21 protein-coding genes and 2 pseudogenes are annotated in these 19,841 nt (G+C 69.1%); 8 read left to right on the top strand and 15 right to left on the bottom strand.

Translation table 11 applies throughout. From position 1 onward, the window contains the following. The first annotated feature begins 193 nt into the window (after positions 1 to 193). Positions 194 to 826 (top strand): TetR/AcrR family transcriptional regulator, encoded by a 633-nt coding sequence (locus ACH4EB_RS21620; protein ID WP_398349168.1) that lies wholly within the window; start codon positions 194 to 196, stop codon positions 824 to 826. Between the two features lie 418 nt (positions 827 to 1,244). Further along, a complete protein-coding gene (locus tag ACH4EB_RS21615; RefSeq protein WP_398349167.1) occupies positions 1,245 to 1,736 on the top strand; it encodes a hypothetical protein in 492 nt (163 codons plus the stop codon). Positions 1,737 to 1,793: 57 nt separating this feature from the next. Here ACH4EB_RS21615 and ACH4EB_RS21610 read toward each other — a convergent pair whose 3' ends face one another. The 9 genes from ACH4EB_RS21610 to ACH4EB_RS21570 form a co-directional block, all read right to left on the bottom strand. Next, positions 1,794 to 2,357, bottom strand: a complete 564-nt coding sequence (locus ACH4EB_RS21610; protein ID WP_398349166.1) for a hypothetical protein — start codon at positions 2,355 to 2,357, stop codon at positions 1,794 to 1,796. 110 nt (positions 2,358 to 2,467) lie between these two features. Continuing rightward, positions 2,468 to 3,145 (bottom strand): uracil-DNA glycosylase, encoded by a 678-nt coding sequence (locus tag ACH4EB_RS21605; protein WP_398349165.1) that lies wholly within the window; start codon positions 3,143 to 3,145, stop codon positions 2,468 to 2,470. 100 nt (positions 3,146 to 3,245) lie between these two features. Further along, the gene (locus ACH4EB_RS21600) at positions 3,246 to 4,211 is read right to left on the bottom strand and encodes an aldo/keto reductase (protein ID WP_398349164.1); all 966 of its coding nucleotides are present in this window, start codon (positions 4,209 to 4,211) and stop codon (positions 3,246 to 3,248) included. A gap of 150 nt (positions 4,212 to 4,361) precedes the next feature. Beyond that, positions 4,362 to 5,132 (bottom strand): SDR family oxidoreductase, encoded by a 771-nt coding sequence (locus ACH4EB_RS21595; RefSeq protein WP_398349163.1) that lies wholly within the window; start codon positions 5,130 to 5,132, stop codon positions 4,362 to 4,364. A gap of 17 nt (positions 5,133 to 5,149) precedes the next feature. Then, complete coding sequence (gene fabG / locus ACH4EB_RS21590) at positions 5,150 to 5,911, bottom strand: 3-oxoacyl-ACP reductase FabG (RefSeq protein ID WP_398349162.1); 762 nt, start codon at positions 5,909 to 5,911, stop codon at positions 5,150 to 5,152. Positions 5,912 to 6,101: 190 nt separating this feature from the next. Further along, positions 6,102 to 6,497 carry a DUF3037 domain-containing protein gene (locus ACH4EB_RS21585; protein WP_398349161.1) on the bottom strand — a complete coding sequence of 132 codons (396 nt, stop codon included), beginning with the start codon at positions 6,495 to 6,497 and terminating at the stop codon, positions 6,102 to 6,104. Continuing rightward, complete coding sequence (locus ACH4EB_RS21580; RefSeq protein ID WP_398349160.1) at positions 6,494 to 7,318, bottom strand: HipA family kinase; 825 nt, start codon at positions 7,316 to 7,318, stop codon at positions 6,494 to 6,496. Before ACH4EB_RS21580 ends, ACH4EB_RS21585 begins: the two co-directional genes overlap by 4 nt. A gap of 166 nt (positions 7,319 to 7,484) precedes the next feature. Beyond that, positions 7,485 to 7,631 carry a hypothetical protein gene (locus tag ACH4EB_RS21575; protein WP_398349385.1) on the bottom strand — a complete coding sequence of 49 codons (147 nt, stop codon included), beginning with the start codon at positions 7,629 to 7,631 and terminating at the stop codon, positions 7,485 to 7,487. A gap of 81 nt (positions 7,632 to 7,712) precedes the next feature. Then, a complete protein-coding gene (locus ACH4EB_RS21570) occupies positions 7,713 to 8,453 on the bottom strand; it encodes a tyrosine-type recombinase/integrase (protein WP_398349159.1) in 741 nt (246 codons plus the stop codon). 426 nt (positions 8,454 to 8,879) lie between these two features. Here ACH4EB_RS21570 and ACH4EB_RS21565 point away from each other — a divergent pair, with 426 nt between their 5' ends. From ACH4EB_RS21565 to ACH4EB_RS21555, 3 genes are all read left to right on the top strand, one after another. After that, positions 8,880 to 9,629: a transposase family protein gene (locus ACH4EB_RS21565; protein WP_398349158.1), complete on the top strand. Its 750-nt coding sequence runs from the start codon at positions 8,880 to 8,882 to the stop codon at positions 9,627 to 9,629. A gap of 178 nt (positions 9,630 to 9,807) precedes the next feature. Next, positions 9,808 to 10,434: a 2'-5' RNA ligase family protein gene (locus tag ACH4EB_RS21560; RefSeq protein ID WP_398349157.1), complete on the top strand. Its 627-nt coding sequence runs from the start codon at positions 9,808 to 9,810 to the stop codon at positions 10,432 to 10,434. Between the two features lie 335 nt (positions 10,435 to 10,769). Continuing rightward, complete coding sequence (locus ACH4EB_RS21555; RefSeq protein ID WP_398349156.1) at positions 10,770 to 11,330, top strand: hypothetical protein; 561 nt, start codon at positions 10,770 to 10,772, stop codon at positions 11,328 to 11,330. Between the two features lie 257 nt (positions 11,331 to 11,587). Here the strand turns inward: ACH4EB_RS21555 and ACH4EB_RS21550 are convergent, their stop codons facing one another. After that, positions 11,588 to 11,887, bottom strand: a complete 300-nt coding sequence (locus tag ACH4EB_RS21550) for a hypothetical protein (RefSeq protein WP_398349155.1) — start codon at positions 11,885 to 11,887, stop codon at positions 11,588 to 11,590. Between the two features lie 472 nt (positions 11,888 to 12,359). After that, complete coding sequence (locus tag ACH4EB_RS21545) at positions 12,360 to 13,502, bottom strand: FAD-dependent monooxygenase (RefSeq protein WP_398349154.1); 1,143 nt, start codon at positions 13,500 to 13,502, stop codon at positions 12,360 to 12,362. Between the two features lie 170 nt (positions 13,503 to 13,672). Here ACH4EB_RS21545 and ACH4EB_RS21540 point away from each other — a divergent pair, with 170 nt between their 5' ends. The 3 genes and pseudogenes from ACH4EB_RS21540 to ACH4EB_RS21530 all read left to right on the top strand — a co-directional run bounded on the left by ACH4EB_RS21540 (position 13,673) and on the right by ACH4EB_RS21530 (position 16,063). Then, positions 13,673 to 14,008: a helix-turn-helix transcriptional regulator gene (locus tag ACH4EB_RS21540; protein WP_030023269.1), complete on the top strand. Its 336-nt coding sequence runs from the start codon at positions 13,673 to 13,675 to the stop codon at positions 14,006 to 14,008. A 317-nt stretch (positions 14,009 to 14,325) separates the two neighbouring features. Further along, positions 14,326 to 15,116 (top strand): annotated as a pseudogene (locus ACH4EB_RS21535) (transposase family protein). A 23-nt stretch (positions 15,117 to 15,139) separates the two neighbouring features. Beyond that, on the top strand, positions 15,140 to 16,063 hold the full coding sequence (locus ACH4EB_RS21530; protein ID WP_398349153.1) for an IS5 family transposase: 924 nt from the start codon (positions 15,140 to 15,142) through the stop codon (positions 16,061 to 16,063). Between the two features lie 393 nt (positions 16,064 to 16,456). Here the strand turns inward: ACH4EB_RS21530 and ACH4EB_RS21525 are convergent, their stop codons facing one another. From ACH4EB_RS21525 to ACH4EB_RS21510, 4 genes and pseudogenes are all read right to left on the bottom strand, one after another. Next, positions 16,457 to 16,981 carry a DUF1877 family protein gene (locus ACH4EB_RS21525; protein ID WP_398349152.1) on the bottom strand — a complete coding sequence of 175 codons (525 nt, stop codon included), beginning with the start codon at positions 16,979 to 16,981 and terminating at the stop codon, positions 16,457 to 16,459. 16 nt (positions 16,982 to 16,997) lie between these two features. Next, positions 16,998 to 17,276: pseudogene (locus ACH4EB_RS21520) on the bottom strand (glycerol-3-phosphate dehydrogenase); the annotation flags it as partial. Between the two features lie 343 nt (positions 17,277 to 17,619). Continuing rightward, positions 17,620 to 18,111, bottom strand: coding sequence for an SRPBCC family protein (locus ACH4EB_RS21515; RefSeq protein WP_398349151.1), 492 nt, complete (start codon positions 18,109 to 18,111; stop codon positions 17,620 to 17,622). Positions 18,112 to 19,097: 986 nt separating this feature from the next. Next, the gene (locus tag ACH4EB_RS21510) at positions 19,098 to 19,808 is read right to left on the bottom strand and encodes a helix-turn-helix domain-containing protein (protein ID WP_398349384.1); all 711 of its coding nucleotides are present in this window, start codon (positions 19,806 to 19,808) and stop codon (positions 19,098 to 19,100) included. Positions 19,809 to 19,841: the final 33 nt, after the last annotated feature.

The following is a 19,841-nucleotide window of genomic DNA, read 5'->3' as shown; positions in this document are numbered from 1 at the left end:
TCCTCCCCGAGGAACGTGCCATCTGCCACCGTGAGCCGCCACAGCCGACGCGTCCGGGGGCCGACGCGCGATGAACCGTCCGCCGCCACGCGTCGCCCCTTCCGGCCCACCCGCTCCAGCCCGACCGCCCCGATGACTACACCTGTAGTTCCACGCTACTACACCCGTAGTCCAGGCGATAGGCTCACCTGCCATGACCGGTAACGCCGCCCCCCGCACCGACAACCCCGTCCCCCACTCCGAGGCCGCCGCACCCCGCCATGAACGCATCGCCGACGCGGCCCTGGCCCTGCTCGCCGAACGCGGACTGCGCGGACTCACCCACCGGGCCGTCGACGAGGCCGCCGGACTGCCACAGGGGTCCACCTCGAACCTCGCGCGCACCCGCGCGGCCCTGCTGGAAGCGGTGGTACGGCGACTGGCCGAGCGCGAGGCGGCCGTCCTCACGCCCCGGGAGATGCCGGATGCGGCGGGCGGCGGCGCCGACGCGCTGGCCGAGGCCCTCTCCCTCACCCTGCACCGTTCGCTGACCCACCACCGGGAACTCGTCGTCGCCCGCTACGAACTGGCCCTGGAGGCCACTCGCCGCCCCGAACTGCGCGCGCTCTACGACCGGGCCGGACAGCAGTTCCGCGAGGCGCTGGTGGCGATGCTGGCGGCAGCCGGGTCGGCGGCTCCCGAACGGCACGCGCTGAACATGATCGCCTGGAGCGACGGCGTCCTCTTCTCCTGCGTCGCCGGGCAGTGCCACGCGACGCCGCCGACCCGGCGGGAACTCCGCGCCGGCTTCCAGGAACTGCTCGCCGGGATGCTCGGCCGTAGCTGACACATGAGCCGACACGCCGCAGCTTCCGCTTCCGCTTCCGCAGCCACGGCCACGGCCACGGCCACGGCCACGGCTTCACGGCACAGTCGACACGTGGCGCCCCGCAGCCACAGCCGACGTCACCCCCCACCCGGTCATGCCCCCACCCGGTCACGGCCCCTCGGCCCCACTCCCTCGCGGCCCCCGATCTCCTCGCGGTCGCGATCCCGTTCGGTCGCGTCCCTACTCGGCCCCGACTCCGTCAGTCGCTCCCCTCGGCCCCAGAATCTCCTCAACCCCCCCTCGGCCCCAGCCCCCTCGATCACGCCCCCTCGCCCTCACCCCCCTCAGCCCCAACTGACACCGCGTCAACCCACCCCTGGAACCTTCACTCCTGCGGAGCCTTCACAAGAGCCGCCCCGATCGGCAGAGTTGGCCGGTGCTCCGTATTCCCGCAGCGGCGGTCCTCGTGATGACGACGGCGGTCGTCACCACCGGCTGTGTCACCGTCGCCCCCCGCCCGGCCCCCGAGAGCCTCCTGCCGCGCCCCGCGCTGCCCGCCCCCTCCGTCGAGCCCAACGGCCCGGAGGTCAGCCGGCCCCCTGCGCGCGAGCGGCGGACGACACCGCCCGGAGCCGCCGCGCAGCAGCCGGCGCCCGCGCGGCCTCCCGCGTCCGGAGCCCAGGCGCCGCGGCCCCAGCAACCGGAGCCCGCGGCGACGGGCAAGAAGAAGCGAACGGGCGTGGACGGGGACGTACGGGGCAAGCCCAAGGCCCCCGGATCCCGCCGGTACGGACCGCCGTGGCGGCGCGCCGAGAACCGCCGCCCGGCCGCCCCGGCCCCCGGCCTGTGCAAGCTCGCGCGCGAGTACGGGCGCTGGCAGGACCACGACCGGGCCGACACCCTCTGCCGCCACGTCTACGGCGACTGACACCCCGCGCCGCCTCACCCCATACCACCTCCCCCACCACCTGCCTCCCGCACCGCCTCACTCCCCGGCGCGCCCGGCGCCCCCTCCGCCGCCCGGGTCGCCCTCACCGTCCGTACCGCCCGGCCCGGCGATCCGGGCCCCGAGCCGTTCGATCGCCTGCCGCACACCCCGGCCGTACTCGTCATCGCCCAGCGCCGCCGCCGACTCCCGGGCCCGGTCGAGCTGGGCGCGGGCCTCGGCGGGCCGGTCCAGGGCGGCGTAGTCGGCGGCGAGGCGCAGATGGAGGGACGGCAGCAGGGCCGCCACCGCGGGCACGGACCCGCGCGCCGGAGGCTGCCGCTCCCGGTCCCGCCCCGCCGCCGGTGCGGCCTCGGCCTCCCGCGCCGTTTCGAGTGCGGTGAGGTCCCAGTCCAGTTCGTCGGCCGGGTCGTCCTGCGTGTCGGCGAGATAGTGCGCGAGGGTGCAGCGGTGGAACGGGTCACCGTCCGGCCCGACCTCGGCCCACAGCCGCGCGAGTCGGTTGCGCGCCTCTTCCCGGTCGCCGCCCCGGTGCAGCATGACCGCCTGCCCGATGCGGGTCAGGACGACGTCACCGCCGGCCTTCGCACGCTGATCGTCCACCGCCGCACCCTCCGGCCCTCGTCCGCCGCCACGCACGGCCTGCCTTCCCCGACGCTAACCGCCGCCCGGCCGTACCGCGCGGTGTGCGCGGCACGCCGCGGCTCCCCGGCTCAGCCCAGGTCGGGGATGCGCCAGTCGATCGGGGTGTGGCCCTGCGCGGCGACGGCCTCGTTTATCCGGGTGAAGGGCCGGGACCCGAAGAACTTCTTCGCGGACAGCGGGGAGGGGTGGGCGCCCTCCACGACCGCGTGCCGCTCCGTGTCGATCAGCGGGAGCTTCTTCTTCGCGTAATTGCCCCAGAGGACGAACACCGCCGGGTCCGGCCGGGAGACGACGGCCTTTATGACCGCGTCGGTGAACTTCTCCCAGCCCTTGCCCTTGTGGGAGTTGGCCTCACCGGCCCGCACGGTCAGCACCGCGTTCAGCAACAGGACGCCCTGCTGGGCCCAGGGCATCAAATACCCGTTGTCCGGCACCGGGTGGCCCAGCTCCTCCTTCATCTCCTTGTAGATGTTGCGCAGCGACGGCGGAGTCTTGACGCCGGGCCGCACGGAGAAGCACAGGCCGTGCCCCTGCCCCTCGCCGTGGTACGGGTCCTGCCCCAGGATCAGCACCTTCACCTGGTCGTACGGGGTCGCGTCGAGGGCCGCGAAGACCTCCTCGCGGGGCGGGTAGACCGGCCCCTCGGCCCGCTCCCGCTCGACGAACTCGGTGAGCTCCTTGAAGTACGGCTTCTCCAACTCCTCGCCGAGGACGCCGCGCCAGGACTCGGGCAGCATGTCGGTCATCACTGAGCAACCTCCGGTGTGCGATCCGTTCTCGGCAACGAACTTACCGGCGACCACTGACAACGCCCGCACGCCCGCCCACCGCCCGGCCCGCACCCGCTCAGGCCGTGTCGAGCCGCGCCCGCTGCACCGCGTCCAGTTGCAGGTCCAGCGCCGCCAGACACTCGTCCAACTGTGTCACCGAACTCACACCGAGGACGGGCACGACCGGCACCCGGCCGCCCATCAGCCAGGCCAGCACCACCTGGTTCACGGTGGCACCGGCCTCCGCCGCGACCTCGTGAAGGACCCGCAGCCGCGCCACCGTCCCCGGGTGGTCGTACCGCTCGGGCAAGGGCCGTTCCGGCCGCGCGTACCCACCGTGCATCAGGGTCGAATACCCGAGCAGTGTCAGGTCCTCGTGCGCGGCGGCGTAGTCGAGCAGTTCCTCGTCGGTCTCCCTCTGGAGGCCGGAGTCCGCGTCGTGCCGCGGCCGCAGGTAGGTGTGCCGCTGCTGTACTGCGCGGTAGCCGGGCAGGCCCCGCGCCCCGGCGAGGTACCGGGCCTCGGCGAGCCGCCACGTGGCGTGGTTGCTCGCCCCGAGGACGCCCACGGTGCCGTCCCGCACCAGGCCCGCGAGCGCTCCCACGGTCTCCTCCAGCGGCACGTCCCGGTCGTCGACGTGCGCGTAGTACAGGTCCACCCGGTCGGTGCCGAGGCGCCGCAGACTGCCGTCGACCCCGTCCCGTACGGCCTTCTCCCCCAGCCCCTCCCGGTTGGCGGGCCACTCGGGGCCACGCGACGGGTCGGGACGCGCTCCGACCTTCGTGGCCAGCACCGTACGGTCCCTGGCGCCCCTGCTGCGCAGCCAGCGCCCGAGCAGCAGCTCGCTCTCGTCACCGGTGGCGCCCGGCACCCAGCAGGCGTAGTTGTTCGCGGTGTCCACGAAGGTGCCGCCCGCCTCGGCGAAGCGGTCCAGGATGGCGAACGAGGCCGGTTCGCCGACGGTGGTGCCGAACGGCAGGGCCCCCAGGCACAGGGCGCTGACCTCGGGCCCCCGGCCGCCGTCGAGAGTGCGGTACCGCATGGCGGTCCCCTTCGCGAAGTCGCGTCACCGGCTCCGTCCCGGGCCGTGACAGGTGTGATGCCGGCCCCTTGCGGACCGGCACCACAGACCTTGCCTCTTGGAGTGCACGCGAGCGCAAGCCGCTACGCGGTCCCGCGCGTACGCCGCTCCTCAGACACCCGCGTTGAGGAACAGCCCGCCGTCCACCTGGAGCGTCTGCCCGGTGACCCAGCCCGCGGCGTCGGACAGCAGGAACGCCGCCGCGCCCCCGATGTCCTCCGGAACACCGAGGCGTCCCATCGGGTAGCCCGCCGCTGCCTCCTCCTCGCGGTTCTCGTACAGCGCGGCCGCGAACTTGGTCTTGATCACCGCTGGGGCGATGGAGTTGACCCGTACCACCGGCGCGAACTCGTGCGCGAGCTGGAACGTCAGGTTGATCATCGCGGCCTTGCTCATGCCGTACGCGCCGATGAAGGGCGAGGCGGAGACGCCGGCGATGGACGCGATGTTGACGATCGCGCCGCCGTTGTCCTTCTGCCACGCGTGCCAGGTGCGCTGCGCGAAGCCCAGCGCGGAGACGACGTTGGTCTCGAACACCTTGCGGGCGACGTTCAGGTCGAGGTCGGCGATCGGGCCGAACACCGGGTTCGTACCGGCGTTGTTGACGAGGTGGTCGACGCGGCCGAACGCCTCCATGGCGCGCTCGACGGCGACGCGCTGGTGGGCCTCGTCGTGCGCCTTGCCCGCGACACCGATGACCCGGTCGGCGCCCAGCGACTCGACGGCCTCCTTGAGGGCGTCCTCGTTGCGGCCGGTGATGCAGACCTTGTCACCGCGTGCCACGAGGGCCTTGGCGATGCCGTACCCGATGCCCCGGCTGGCGCCGGTCACCAGCGCCGCCTTGCCGGAGAGCTCGGGCAGCCGGTTGTCCTGTGCGGTCATGTTCCCTGCTTCCGGAGTCAGTTGAGCGGGCCGCCGGCCACGTACATGATCTGGCCGGAGACGAAGCCGGCCGCGTCGCCCGTGAAGAAGGCGATGGCGTTGGCGATGTCCTCCGGCTTGCCGACGCGCTGTACGGGGATCTGGGTGGCGGCCGCGGCCTGGAAGTCCTCGAAGCCCATGCCGACGCGCTCGGCGGTGGCGGCGGTCATGTCGGTGACGATGAATCCGGGCGCGACGGCGTTGGCGGTGACACCGAACTTGCCGAGCTCGATGGCGAGGGTCTTGGTGAAGCCCTGCAGGCCGGCCTTGGCAGCGGAGTAGTTGACCTGCCCGCGGTTGCCGAGCGCCGAGCTGGAGGAGAGGTTGACGATCCGGCCGAACTTGGCGTCGACCATGTGCTTCTGACAGGCACGCGACATCAGGAACGCACCCCGCAGATGCACGTTCATGACCGTGTCCCAGTCGCTCTCGCTCATCTTGAACAGCAGGTTGTCCCGGAGGACGCCCGCGTTGTTGACGAGGACGGTCGGCGCGCCCAGCTCCGCGGCGACCCGTGCGACCGCCGCCTCCACCTGCTCCGCGTCCGAGACGTCACAGCCCACGGCCAGCGCCCTGCCGCCGGCCGCGGTGATCTTCTCGACGGTGTCCTTGCAGGCCGCCTCGTCCAGGTCGAGGACGGCGACGGCGCGGCCCTCGGCGGCCAGACGTACGGCGGTGGCCGCGCCGATGCCGCGGGCCGCGCCCGTGACGACGGCTACGCGCTGCTCGGTGGTGGACATGCGGGGTTCTCCTCACCCTCGAAACCTCGACGAGCGGTCCGCCGCACCGCAACCACAGGTGAGCAACCGCTTAGTAGCTTCAGCAGGGCTGACGCTAGAAGCCCGGCCACCCCCTGTCAACGCCTTCCCGGCACGCCCTCGCACTTCAGGGCGGCTGCCGGACCCCGCACGGGCCGGCGGCCGCTCCCGCTCACCTCACCAGCAGGCCGAGCAGCCGCTCGGCCTCGACGGACGGGTCCGCGGTCAGCCCGGTGTGCACCGGGCCGGGCTGCACGACGGTGCTGCGCGGCGCGATCAGCCACCGGAAGCGCCGCCCCGCGTCGTCCCCCGCAGCCTGCCCGGCCCGCTCACCGCCCACGCAGATCCCCTCGACGGCACGCAGGGCCGCCTTGACGCCCTCGACGTCGACGGTCGCGTCCAGGGCCCGCAGCCGCCCCTCGTCCAGATGCGTACGCGCCTCGACGAAGCGCCGGGCGCGGCAGTACACCACCACCCCCGCGTTGATCATTTCGCCGCGTTCGACCCGGGGTACGACCTTGAGCAGGGCGTACTCGAACACGTCACGTCCGTTGTGCAGGCCGCTCACTTCACTGTCCTCCGCGGCAACTCGCTCGCCAGCCAGCCCGGTACCCGGGAGGGCCCGTCCGTCGTCCGTTCCCCGATGTCGATCCGCTCGCCGATCACCGGGGCGCGGCCCAGCAGCGCCCGCACATAGGCGCGGCGCAGGTCGTCCGGCGAGTCGAAGCCGGGCTCGTCCACCAGCCACTCGTCCGGCACCGCGGCGGCGACCTCGGTCAGCAGCTCCTCGGTGACACGCGGCGCCAGCTCGGCCGCCGCGGCCTCGATGTCCGGCCCGAAACTCGCCAGCACATGGTCGGAGGCGTCGTACGACTTGGCCGCCGACTTCTCGGCGGTGGGCCAGTTGTGCTGCCAGATCATCGTGGCGCCGTGGTCGATCAGCCACAGCTCACCATGCCAGACCAGCAGGTTCGGGTTGCGCCACGAGCGGTCCACGTTGTTGATCAGCGCGTCGAACCACACGACCCGGCCCGCCTCGCGCGCGGACACCTCGAAGGCCAGCGGATCGAACCCGAGCGACCCCGGCAGATAGTCCATCCCGAGGTTCAGCCCGCCACTGGCCTTCAGCAGCCCCTGCACCTCCTGGTCGGGCTCGCTCAGCCCGATCACCGGATCGAGCCACATCCGCACCAGCTCAGGCACCCGCAACCCCAGCCGCCGCCCCAGCTCCCCACAGATGACCTCGGCGACCAGAGTCTTACGCCCCTGCCCCGCCCCGGTGAACTTCATGACATACGTACCGAGATCGTCACCCTCGACGATCCCCGGAAGCGACCCACCCTCACGCAAGGGCGTGACATAGCGGGTCGCAGTGACTTCGGACAACATGCGGATCAGGCTACTTCCTGGGCTTCGTCGCAGGTCAGCGACGTGCGGTCGATTGGGTCCACAGATAATGATGCAAGCATACCGATACGACCGCATCGAATCCCGCCCCGGTCACCCCCTTCGCCCGAAAGCCCACCGGAGGACCTTGGGGAGAATTTGGGAAGTTTCAACTTTCAACCACAGTGTCCACCGGATCACCGAGCAACCCATCGATGGCCCGACGCCCTCGCCCCCCGGCCTCCGGCATGGAGTGAGCATAGTGACTGAGCGTGATCACCGAGGACGAGTGGCCCAGCCACCTGGCCAAGGTCACCACCGACTCGCCGGCTTCAAGGACCAGCGACGCGTACGTATGTCGCAGCACATGAAAACCGTCCCGGTGCGCGGCCTTCCACTACCACGGCTTCGCGCCCGCAGGCCACGGAGGGATGATTCCAACGCGAGCCAGCGCAGGCTTCCAGATGTAGGTGTTGTACGTGTTCACCGCGACGGCATTGCCGAACCTGGTCGTGAGCAGCAGCACCTTCCTCGTCGGCTTACCGGGCTCACCCCGTGGCAGCTCCACCTCCACCGCCGGGTACTTCTCGGAGTGCTCCCTCAACTCGCGGGCGACGGATACAGGCATATCTGCGACACGCGTCTTACCGCCCTTCGGGAGAGTGAAGTAGAGGCGTCCACAAAATGCCTGAACCTGCCTCCTCACATAGATGACACCTTTTTCATAGTCGATGTCATCTGGGCTCAGCCCGAAGACTTCGCCCTGCCGCAGACCACACCCCACGCCGAGAACCACCGTTATCCGGTAGCGATCGCTTATGCTGTCCCGCATCTGGCGAGCCGTCTCCGGGGGCCATGCTTCACGTCTCCCTTCGTCAGCTTTGGGCCAGCGAACCGATTTTGCCCGCATGGGGTTGCGGATCAATCGCTTGTCATCGATGGCCGTCTCGAAGATGTTGGACAGAGCCCCGAGGATGGCTCGCGCGTACTGTGGCGAGCAGGATTTCTCCAGATCGGCAATATAGGCGCGTAGTCGAGCAGCGGTGACGTCCCTCAGCGGAACTTGGCCCAGGTGTGGAAGGACGTGAAGCAACACCTTGCGGCTCTGGTTCTGCCTGGTCTTGATGGAGCCAGACATGCCGGGGAACCAGAAGCACTGTACATAATCCGCAAGGAGAAACGATCCGTCACGGGGGTCAACAAACTCTCCGCGCTCTTGATCGGCGCTGGACCGTCGAAGCCATGCCTTCGCGCACTCCAGCGTTTCGAACGACCTGCCCCGCACACCCGGAACCCCTGAAACCCTGTAGCGAGATCCCTTGCCGTAACGACTGGTGCGCTCCCGCTTACCGGTAACAGGGTCTTTCTTTTTCTTGATCCAGCGGCCTTCTACGTACCCAGCCAATAAAAACTTTCCTCGATTCGATCGGCGAAGAAGTCAGCGTCAATGAGCTTCTTCGAGGTGGCCACCGATCGGGTGATGAGCCGTGAAGCGCAACGAGCGAGGCCCCTGGGCTGTTGATCGAGATGTCTGACGTCTCCATCACGCTGCTCGGGGGCCTCGTTGGCCATCCATCCTGCCGCACTCGACCTGCCGCACGCACTCGTGGAGTGGGTCACCATGCTCATCGTCACCCGTGAGGGCGACCGGCGCTGCAAGCTCCGCCCGTCCCAGCGCGCGATGACGGCACTGGTGTACCTGCGTGAACACACCACTCTGGCAAAGATCGCCGCCGGATTCGGGGTCAGCGAGTCCACCGCCCACGCCTACACCAGCGCGGTTGTCGACCTGCTCGCCGCACGTGCCCCGGGCCTACTGAAGACGCCACGCGACCACGAACCCGACTTCGTCCTGCTCGACGGCACCCTCGCCGAGTGCGACCGGGTCGGCGACGGCCGGGCCGACTACTCCCACAAACACCGGCGCCACGGCGTGAACGTACAGGTGGTTACCGATCCCGGTGGCAGGCTGCTGTGGCTCTCGCCCGCCCTGCCGGGCCGCACCCACGACCTGGCCGCCGCCCGGACCCACCGAATCATTCGGATCTGCGAGCGCCAGGGCGTTCCCATCGTGGCCGATCTCGACTACCAGGGCGCCGGCCCTTGGCTGACCACAGGCATCAAACGCAGGCCCCTGCAAGAACTCACCCCCACCGACAAGACACGCAACCGGGCCCTGGCTGCGACACGGGCACCCGCCGAACGCGGCGTCGCCCGCCTCAAGTCCTGGCGCATCTTCCGCAGGTCCCGCTGCAGCCCCAACCGCATGACGTCAATCGCCAAGGCCATCCTCACCCTGGAGCTGCAACGCTGAAGAAGCTCAGTGGTCCGGGGCCTGGTCCAGAGCGCGTCTTCGGCGGCGCCGATATCGTCGTAGGCGGTCGTCATTGTGGCGGTCCTCCTCTGAGGGTGCGGGTTCATCCTGCCGGGTCGGCACCCAACCCGGCTGCTAGCGACGGATGTTCACGCCCGAACCGCTACGGTGCATGGTCATGAAGCCGTTCGTATTCCAGCATGCCCAGGCCGCGTGGCCCGAGGGCGAGAGTCTGCTTCACGTGTACATCACCCCGCGGGATCAAGATCGGGAGCTGGCCGCGCTCGTCAACCGAGGACGAGCGGTACTGCGGGACTTTCCGATCACGTGCGTGGAAGGCGACTGGCTGCACGACACGCTCGATCAGGTCACGGACCTCTACGCCGCCTTCATCCCGCAGCACGAGCGTGCCGAACTCGACGCCGCCCTCATGGACCAGCTCGCCCACATCGAGCCCTTCGAAGTCCTGGTGGGCCCGATGCTCTCGTATCATTCCGGCGTGATCGCCGATCTCCATCCGGACGAGCAGGTGGCCCGTCTCCACGAGGTCGTCCGCAAGACGATCCGCTCCGTACGCGGTGACGACGCGGTGCGCCACCGCTGGTCATCCCCGCACCTCACGCTCGCTTATGCGCACGGCGACGCCGAGTCCGACCAGGCTCAACGGCTACTGCGGCAAGTGCGGCCCCGCCACGCGCCGCTGCACATCGACGCCGTACATCTGGTCGACGTCACCGCCAACAGCACAGCCAAAACCATCTCCTGGGATCACATCGCCACCATCCCCCTGGGCTCGCCTTCCTGAACACATCACACGCCCAACTGCCCCGACCTCGGCGGGAGCCGCATGGACAATGAGAATGCCACGAAGCTGGCGGTGTTCTCGATGCCGACAACGCCCCGCCGGCGATCATTGAGCGCCGTGGTGATCCGGCCTTCGTGATGCGACCGCCGTCGAGCTGCGTTGCGGGCACGGCACTCCGCCTAGTGCTGTGGTCGGAAAGGTTCGCCGGGTTTGGTCGTGCCGATGGTGCCCGCACCAGTTGGGTCCCTGATCTGCCACCGGCGCATCGTCCGCTGAGGAGAAACGTCCAACAGCGGGTACAGTCCCGGCGAGCCCATCGGGGCCGGGGGGGCAGGTTGAACAGCTCAATCAGCCAGATCGCGATCGCGGTTCTGGGCATTGGCGGCACGCTCGCAGCCGCCGTGATCACACAGCGCGGTGCCGACCGTGCCAGGGTCCGCGAGCTGGAACACAACAGGCAACTCCAACAAGATGAACGCGAGTACGCCACGCGCCAGGCCCAGCTCGAGGCACGGCGCACGTGCTATGCCACTCTCAGCGCGGGTACTCGCGACCTGGCCAACGTGATGACGAAGGTCCTTCACGCCTTGGAACGAGGTGAGGTGCCCGAGGAGCTGCGGTCAGACCTGGACCGGGCACGCCGTGAGCACCGCCTGCGTCACGCCGAGGCCCAGATGGTGCTGCCCGACACCGTGGCGGAGGCGGCCAGCACGGCAAACCGTCATCTTGGCGATCTCTATGGCCTGCTGATGCGACTCGATGGAGGCGCTACCCAGCAGGGAGAGAACCTGGAAGCCGCCTGGGAGAGCATGGACCAGCTATGGGACCCCTTGTGGAGATTGCGCCACGTCATGCGTGTCGACCTCAGGATCACGGCACCCGACCAGGACCTTTAGGGGCCCATACACATCACCCAGTTCACCAACCAAGACATCGTCTAAGGAGACGCCACGTCGACGGTCCGTCTCTCCCATCGTGATCGGAGAGACAGAACCAAGGCGTTTTCCTTCAGAGCATCGGTCCGCCCCGTCGAGCGGTACATGGCTGTCGCCTGGCAGCGCGCGAAGGGCGGGGACTGGATGGGGTACGCCGCTGACGTTGCCGCCCGGGTCGCCATCCGCGGCGGCTCACAGGCGAAGGACACCCGCGGCACTCAGCCGAGCGGGACCTCTTCGACGACGTCCCAGGTGTAGTAGCCGCGGTCAGGGTGCTGGTACTGGTTGACGAGGTGGACGCGGTCGATCGTGACATCCACGCGTGGGGGCCGCAGCGCCCGCAGCGCGCGGTTAAGGTCGCGGTCCGGGAAGTCGGCACGTGCATACGCTACCGATGTGTGTGCCCAGAATTCGGCCTCCCTGGCACGGAGGGAAATTCCGGGCACCTCCTCCATGGCTGTGCGAACGTGGTCGTTGAGCGCGGCCATCCCGTCTTCCGGGCAGACCACGACGGTCACGGCAGTGAGCTTTTTCCGACCTCAGGTTGAGGCGTGACGAGGGGCGGGGAGGGTCTTCATGGTGGCGGTGACCCGGTTGGTGCTACAGCGGAGTTTCCGCGGGAGGCGCCAGTCCTTCAGGGTGGTCATGGCTTGCTCGCCGAGGCGGCGGATCCTGGCGTGGGTGCTGTTGTGCCGACGTTGCCGCAGCTTGAGATGCAGGCTGTGGAAGGGCACCGGGGTGATGCCGTCGCCGCCTTGATACGCCTTGTCCGCCCAGCACTTCTTTTCCGCGTCGCGGGGTGTAGTCGCCGGCAGTCCCCATGTCGTGGCGAGCGCCGGGAACGGTGGGTGAGGCCCACAGCAGTCGACCGGCCGCATCGGCGATGACCTGCCACTCCGGGCCGGGCTCGTCGGACATGGCGGCGCCGGCCCGGCTGAGAGCTACCGCGGAGCTGCGCATCGACCGGTGACCGGTCGGTGCGGACCCGGTCTACCGGTTCGCGGCTTCGCGGGAGGCGATCCGGTTCGTGCGACCGACCGCGCGGCCCACCGTGTTGCGCACCGCGAGGCCCGGCCGGGTGCGGGGCACCATGAGCCTGGAGAGCAGGCCGACGCGTCGCTGCCGCGGGCCTATCTCACGGCGGAGCCGCGACTCGTAGGCGGCGAAGGCGCGGGCGTGATCACCGGGATGGGCGGCGAGCTCTTCTGCGAGGGCGTACGCGCCCGCCATCGCCATGCTGGACCCGTCACCCAGCAGGGCCGTCGCCGCCGCCGCGTCCCCGAGCAGGACGACCCGTCCGCGGGACCACGAGGGCATCCGGAGGGTGGCCAGGGGGTCGAAGAACGGAGCCGGGTGGTCGAGGAAGGCTGCCACGAGTTCCGGTGCCCGCCACCGCACGCCGGCGTAGGCGTCGGCCACGGTCTGCTTGTGAAGGGCGATGTTCTTGCGGTCGTGGGGCGCCGGCTGTGCGGCCCGGAAGGTGAAGATCGCGAGCGGGGTGGTCCGCGAGGGGTGGAGGACCAGCATCCGGTTCGGCACGGTCAGCATCGTCATCTCACTCGGGTCCTCGATGGCGTCGGGTTCCAGCGGGACGGTCGCGCCGTACAGGCCCAGGTCGCTCGCGAACTGCCGCTCGGGGCCGAATACCAGGCGCCGTACGGTGGAGTGCATTCCGTCGGCACCGACTACCAAGTCGAAGCGCCGTGGCGTGGACCGCCGGAAGGTGACGTCCACCCCGCCTTCATCCTGGTCGAGAGCGGTGACCGTGTCGTCGAACAAGAACTCGGCCTCGGTCTGCGCCGACCGGTGGAGCACCTCGGACAGGTCGGCTCGGGTCACCTCGGCCGTCGGCGCCTTGTCCGAGGTGAGCGGGAGTTGCAGGATTCGCCTGCCGCCGGGGTCGAGCAGGGTCAGCGACCGATTGCGGGTGGCGAGCTCGCGGAGCTGCGGGAGGATGCCCATGCGCTCGGCGACCGGGATCGCGGGCCCCTTCACGACGATCGCGCTACCACCGGAGCGCAGTTGCCGGGCGTGTTCGACGACCGTCGGCCGGTATCCATTCCGGGAGAGCCAGTATGCGAGTGCGGGCCCTGCGATTCCGGCACCGACTATCAGCACCTCGGGCTTCTTCATGACGATGACCTCTCGGAATGTCGATGACCAGGTCCCCGGCGAGTGCCGGGCCGGGGCTGAGGGAGTGGCGGCACGGGGCGGCGCAACCGGACCAAGGTACGATCAATTTCGTACCTCAGGGAAGCACGCCCTTCAGGTACGATGCAAGTCGTACTTGAAGGAGGTGCCGCGTGGCCGGGAGGAACCTGGACGGCCCGGAGGCCGATGCGCTCGATCTGGGTGCGGTGTTCCGTGCCCTCGCCGACGAGCACCGTCGTTCGGTGATGACGGAGTTGGCCACCGACCGCAGCGACAGCGAGCGGGGCTGCAACTCGTTCGATCTTCCGATCTCGAAGCAGACCCAGACCCACCACTTCCGGGTCCTGCGCGAGGCAGGTCTCATTGACGAGATCGACTACGGCAACCGCAAGGGCATCCGACTACGACGCGCGGACATCGAGAAGAGATTCCCCGGGCTCCTCGCGCTCCTGGGAGCAGGGCCCCCGGCCGATACCGCTCCTCGCTGAGCACAGATGAGCACACCAAAAGGGAGTCCGATTCGGCCCTGAGCCGCGAGCTCGACCGAATCCAGCTCGCTCCCGGCTCGCAGGTAGCCGGACACGACGCGGGCACGAAGGGGACCGGTGTCGCTTCGACCACCGTCCCGCGCTCGTGCTCGGCGCCGAGCACTTCCGCGCGCGCTCCCTCACGCCAGCACCCACCGAGGTTTCCTCAACCTGCGTGCGGAGCGGCGCCACTGGGGTGAGGACGGAGTCCGGGCGCAGAAAAGCTCCTGGTAGACGGGTGGGTGTCGAGTCCAAGCCATCCTGCCAGGAGCTTCCGCATGCTCGTCTACCCAGCCGGGGTCGATCTGTCCACCTCCGCTCTGCGCTTCCTCGCCCGCGAGCCGACCGCACGTCGTCTTGCGCAAGGGACACGATGGCGCCGGCTGGCCGCCGGACGGCAGGCGCTGCTCGTGCTGGCTCATCTGCGATGCGGCCATACCCCCCAGCCTCCGGCCGGGGTACCCCCAACGCCCGGCTCGCCGCCGGATTCGGCGTGGGCACCACCAACGCCTACCGGTACATCGCCGAGGCCGTCGACATCCTGGCCGCTCTGGCTCCAACCCTCACCGAGGCGGTGAGGACAGCCTCCGGCAAGGCGTTCGTGATCCTGGACGGCACGCTGCTGTCGACCGACCGGATCGCCGCCGACCGACCCTTCTACTCCGGGAAACACAAGAAGCACGGCATGAACGTGCAGGTGATCGCCGATCCGGCGGGACGGTTACTGTGGGCGTCGCCCGCGCTGCCGGGATCCGTCCACGACATCAAGGCCGCGCGAACCCACGGCATCATCGGCGCCCTGGCGGGAGCTGGGGTGGAATGCTGGGCCGACAAGGACTACCGGGGCGCCGGCGGCACCGTGCGAGTTCCCTGCTGGGGGCGCTGGAAGACTCTCTCCCCTGGCCAGCGGGCCGTCAACTGCTCACACGCGAAGATCCGCGCAGGCGTCGAACAGGCCATGGCCACCCTCAAAACCTGGCGGCTCATGCGCAAACGGCGATGCTCTACCAGCCGTATCACCAGCCTCGTCCAGGCCGTCCTCACCCTGCACCTGGCATGCTCAAACTGAGGTTGGAAAAGGATCACTGTCCGATGAGTCGTGGGACCAGTCCAACGCTTGCATCGTTCCGGCTGGTATGGGGCGGGGCGCTATCGGATCAGGAGTGGGCTCGGCTGGAGCCGCACTTGCCGAAGCACGTCGGACGAGGAGGGCGCTGGAGGAGTCATCGCAAGGTGATCAACGGCATTCTCTTCCGGCAGCGGACCAGTGTCCCCTGCCGTGATCTGCCAGCACGGTCCGGGAAGTGGAAGACAGTGCACGACAGGCATCGCAGATGGTCAGCCCACGGGACGTGGAAAGGAACCCTGCGAGCCGTCCAGGCCGATGCCGACGCTGAAGACCGGATCGACTGGAGCAGGGTGAGCGTCGACTCGGCCTCCAGTCGTGCCCATCAGCACGCCACAGGCGCCCGTACCGCCGCACCGTGTATCCCTGAACGACGTAGCCAACCCGTTCAACACGATCCGGATGAAGCTCTGGGCCGCTCGCGCGGTGGGCTGACTTGCAAGATCCATGTGGCTGGTGAGGGCGGCCGCCGTCCGCTCGCGTTCGTCATTACACCAGGCCAGTGGGGCAATGCTCAGCAGTTGATTCCGGTCCTCGAACGCATCCGTGTTCCACGTCCGGCTGGCGGTCAGACGCAAACGCGCCCCGATCACCTGGGCGGCGACAAAGCGTACTCGTCCCGCCGGAACAGCCGGTATCTGCGGCGTCGTCAGGTCAAGCGCACGATTCCTGAGCGCAAGGACCAGCGGGCCAACCGCCGACGCCGCGGTAGTGCGGGCGGTCGGCCCGTAGGATTCGACAAGGCGGTCTACGAACGCCGCGATGAAGTCGAGCGAACGGTCAATGCGCTCAAGGGCTTCCCTGCCGTGGCAACCCGCTTCGACAAGCGGGCGTACGGCTTCTACGGCACCGTGACCGTGGCCGCCATTCGACTCTGGCTCCGCTCATGACCCGCTGGCCAGCCCTTAGGAGGGCGGACCGCAGCCTGGCCCCCACGGCACAGGAGGTCGACCGCCCCGGCGACGGGGTGTTGCGCGTCGGCCTGTGAGCCGGCACATACGGTACGGGTGAGCAGATGCAGGCCCGTTCGCTGAAGCGACGGGCTCGGCCCCGCTCACGCGCGGGGCCGAGCGACATGACTGTCGCTGCTCGCCCGGGAATCGGAATACCCCGCCACGGTCACCCGGTCCCCGGGCGGTTACAGGCGGCAGGAAGCTCACTGCCACGTCTGTACGGTGAGCACGCTGGCCGTCCGCGCACACGCCCTGTCCCTCACCACTGGCCTACCCCGCCGCGCACCATGACCCGCGGGCCTGAACAGCGGCGAGCCGGTGCCGTCGGCGTCAGTCCCACCAGAGCACGACGAGAAGCTGCCGTTGGGATGCACCACGGTAGAACTCGCGCATGGCGTTGAAGTGCTCCAGCAGGTACTTCTTGGGGCCGCCGACGATTTTGTCCGCGCCGTTGCCGATCAAGGAGGCGGCCTCTGCCTCGTCTGCGGGCAAGGCGGCCAGGAGAGCCGGAAAGTCGATCTGCCCGAGCAGTTCCGCGGCGCGGGCCACTTGAGCCGCGGAGAGGACCGTGGGGTCTGGCCCGAAGGGTCCAATGGCATGCGGATGCGTGTTAAGGAAGGCGAGGTCGATGGCGGTGTCACCGTCGAGAGCCTGTCGGAGAGCATTGCGATGGACGTCATCGAGACCTCCCAGCTCACAGACCCGTACGAGCAGGAACGGGGCCCAGTCCAGGTCGAGGACGTCCGCCGACGGTGGATCCCAGAGGGGATCTCCGTCCGCCGATGCGTCGGCTGCCTGGCGGCAGGAGGCGAGATACTCCCCCGATATGCGGGCAAGCTGCCGAGTGACGGCCATGATGACAGTATCGCGCAGGCGCCCAGGCGCTGAGGTTGGCGCGCAGCGTCTGGCAAGGGGGCACGGGCACCACGAAGTCGGCGCCCGACGCGGCCTTCGCCGGATCGGTCGTCGCCGTGATCCCCGTCGGGAGTTCGACGCCTGGGAAGTACTCCGGGTTGGCCGGTGGTGTTATGGCGTTGACCAGCTCGAAGCGTCACCCCCAGAGGGAGACCTCGCATCCCGCGTCGGCCAGGACCACGGCGAACGCCGAGCCCCAGGAGCCGGCGCCGGACACGGCGAATCGGGTCGTCACCGACCGGCCTCCCTCTGATCACACTGCTGGTACGACGTGCACGTCGGCGGCCCCGCGTAGTCACTGCGGCCTGGCCGGTACCGGTACACGAAAGAGCCGTATGCGACTGGAGACGTTCAGTGAAACCCCGCCATCTTGAAGGCGCAGGCCATCGGGACGGTGTGATCGTTGGCGAGAATGCTCGTACTGGTCGCGGGCGGCAGTCTGCGCCCTCGATCGTCCGTCAGCGTGCGAGCTCGAGGCTGGAGAGGACGAGCAGGGCGCGAGGTCGGTGGCGGGGCTTCCATGAACGAATGAAATATCGACACGCCACTCCGTCAGACGCGTGACCAGTTACAGCAGTTCAGCTCGTCTCTTCGCGGACGTCCTTTCCCTGCTCGGCAAAAGCCTTGAAATCCTGCATGTGCTGTAGCGACTGCTTGCGGAAGGCGCCGGGCATCAGAAGTCCCACCAGTCTCATCGTCAAGCTGCCGAATCGGTATTCGTTCTCGCTCTCCCAGAGCGTCGTTTGCGGGCCGGCATCGGTCAGTCGCTCGCGTGCGGCGCTCCACATGCGCTCGCCGACGATCTCACGGTCATAGTGAACGACGCTCGTTTTCGGGATCTCGTGCAGGTCTGCCGGTTCCCGGCGTGTAATGGTCTCGGTGCACTCGACCTTCCGCTGGCCCACCTGCAGCACAACCCGCGACTTGGTGCCGAGCTGCCCGTGCTCACCGCTCAGCGGCTCGTGCAGCACCAGGCCCCGCAGCCATTTCGGCAGGTGCGCCGGGTCGGCGAGCAGTTGGACCACTTTCTCCCGTGGCAGGGCAACCTCGATGGAGACGGTGTACTTCATGGGGCGCATCGTCCTTTCCCTTCCAGGTGTGGGGCAATGCTGTTGTCCTTGTTCGTCGTGCTCCTCGACAGAGGGGCACTGCATTCTGTGTCAGTAACGGGCAGACGTGTGATCTGCGGTTGGGTTCTAGAGGTTGCGTTCCACTGTGCCATCTCGGTACACGTTGAAGTCCCGTCACCTAGAAGGCGGAGCTTCAGTGGTACGTGCTTCCCGCGCCCAGTGGTGCGTAAGCGGCACAGCGTGGGCGTCTGGGGGCCGCGAGGGGCACCTGGGTCCGCGTCGAGCTTCGCCCAGCACCCAGGTGCGCGGGCAGGAGTGCGACGGCATCGAGGCCGCCGCGTTCCGTGGGGTAGCCGTGCCCAGCGGTTCTCGCCAGATGGGACGGCCGCAGTATTTCCGCTGCCGTCAGCCGCAGGGGCATCGCATTCGCCGGTCCCATGGCCATGTGCGGCGGGCTGCTGGCTCTCGTCGTCGCGCGGTAGGCACTCGGTACGGGCCGGGGCCCAAAGCGATCGTTGGTTACGGCTTTCGGGCCAGTGCGCAGGAGATCATCTGGTCCCACACCGTCAGTCCGGGCCCCGTCCACGCCGGCTGTGGCGTCCTCGTCGGCCGGTGCGGGTGCCGGACGCCACAGTGGGCAGTTCACCAGCCCAGATTCGAGCAGTTCTCGGGTGCCGAACCGGTGAGCGATCTCCTCGTCGGTGCGCCAGCCGCCGCGGCCGAAGGTGGCCTGCACCTTCTGTTCCGCGTTGCGGGTCGCCTCGCTCTCGCCACGGCGCAAGTGCGAGAAGCAGACCTGGGTTCGCCTGCCGGAACGGCTGCTGCCGCGGGGACATCCGCCCGGACGGCAGCGCACGGCCAAGACCGTCGGCGGGAGCGGTCATCGGGCCCCTGCCGCACGAACGCGTGGGCGGGCAGCGAACACCCGGCTGGCACACAGCGTGGCCGACCGGGCGGATTGCAGGGGAAATGTCATGGTGAGGCCGTCAGTTGCCGTGGGCTTTCGGGTGCGTTGCACCGGGAGCCCGCCGCCGGGCTCGCACCGGTCTGATCCTGACGGCGATACGTGGGCTCTCAGTCGACGTGTCACGGGCCGCCGGAGGACTCTGACATACATACTCCGGCGGCCCCGACGCGTCGGATGAACCGGGGGCGCGGGATGCACGTTGTGCTGCCGGTACCGGGCAAGGGTGGCCGGCTCCGACGCCTCCTGTACGCGCTGCTGGCCGACCGGGACTCAGATGCCGTGCTTCAGCGGACAGCGCGTCGAGGGTCCACTTCAGTGGCCCGGCCTCGTCCGCCGCGGCACGGTCGCCGCCCGCCTGCACCGTCAGCCGGCCCGGTGCAGACTCTTGGACCAGGCCGGTGATCCGGGAGCGTTCCGCCTCGCAGATCCGTCTCCTGCGGCCCTGGCCACCCAGGTCTTCCAGCCCGTCCAGGCCCAGACGGTTGAAGCGGTGCAGCCACCGGCGAACCGTCTTGGGACTGCGCCTCAACTCGTCCGCGATGGCAGGCACTCGCTGTCCGAACCAGCTCAACCATCCGTGCCCGTACCACCAGATCACGAGGCGCCTTGCGCGCTCGCGCCAGCCGATGCACGAACTGTTCCTCGTTCTCGTCACGGCTCGGCCGCGCCCGTAACACCACCGACCAGCACCCCCGCCCCGAGCAGCCAAACCACCCCGCCACCGGGTCATATACCGAGTGAAAGAGTAATTCAGCACCAGCCC

The organism is Streptomyces sp. NPDC018045 (assembly GCF_044327445.1).
In the GTDB taxonomy this organism is placed as follows: Bacteria; Actinomycetota; Actinomycetes; order Streptomycetales; family Streptomycetaceae; genus Streptomyces.
This window is presented reverse-complemented; position numbering and strand designations above follow the sequence as displayed.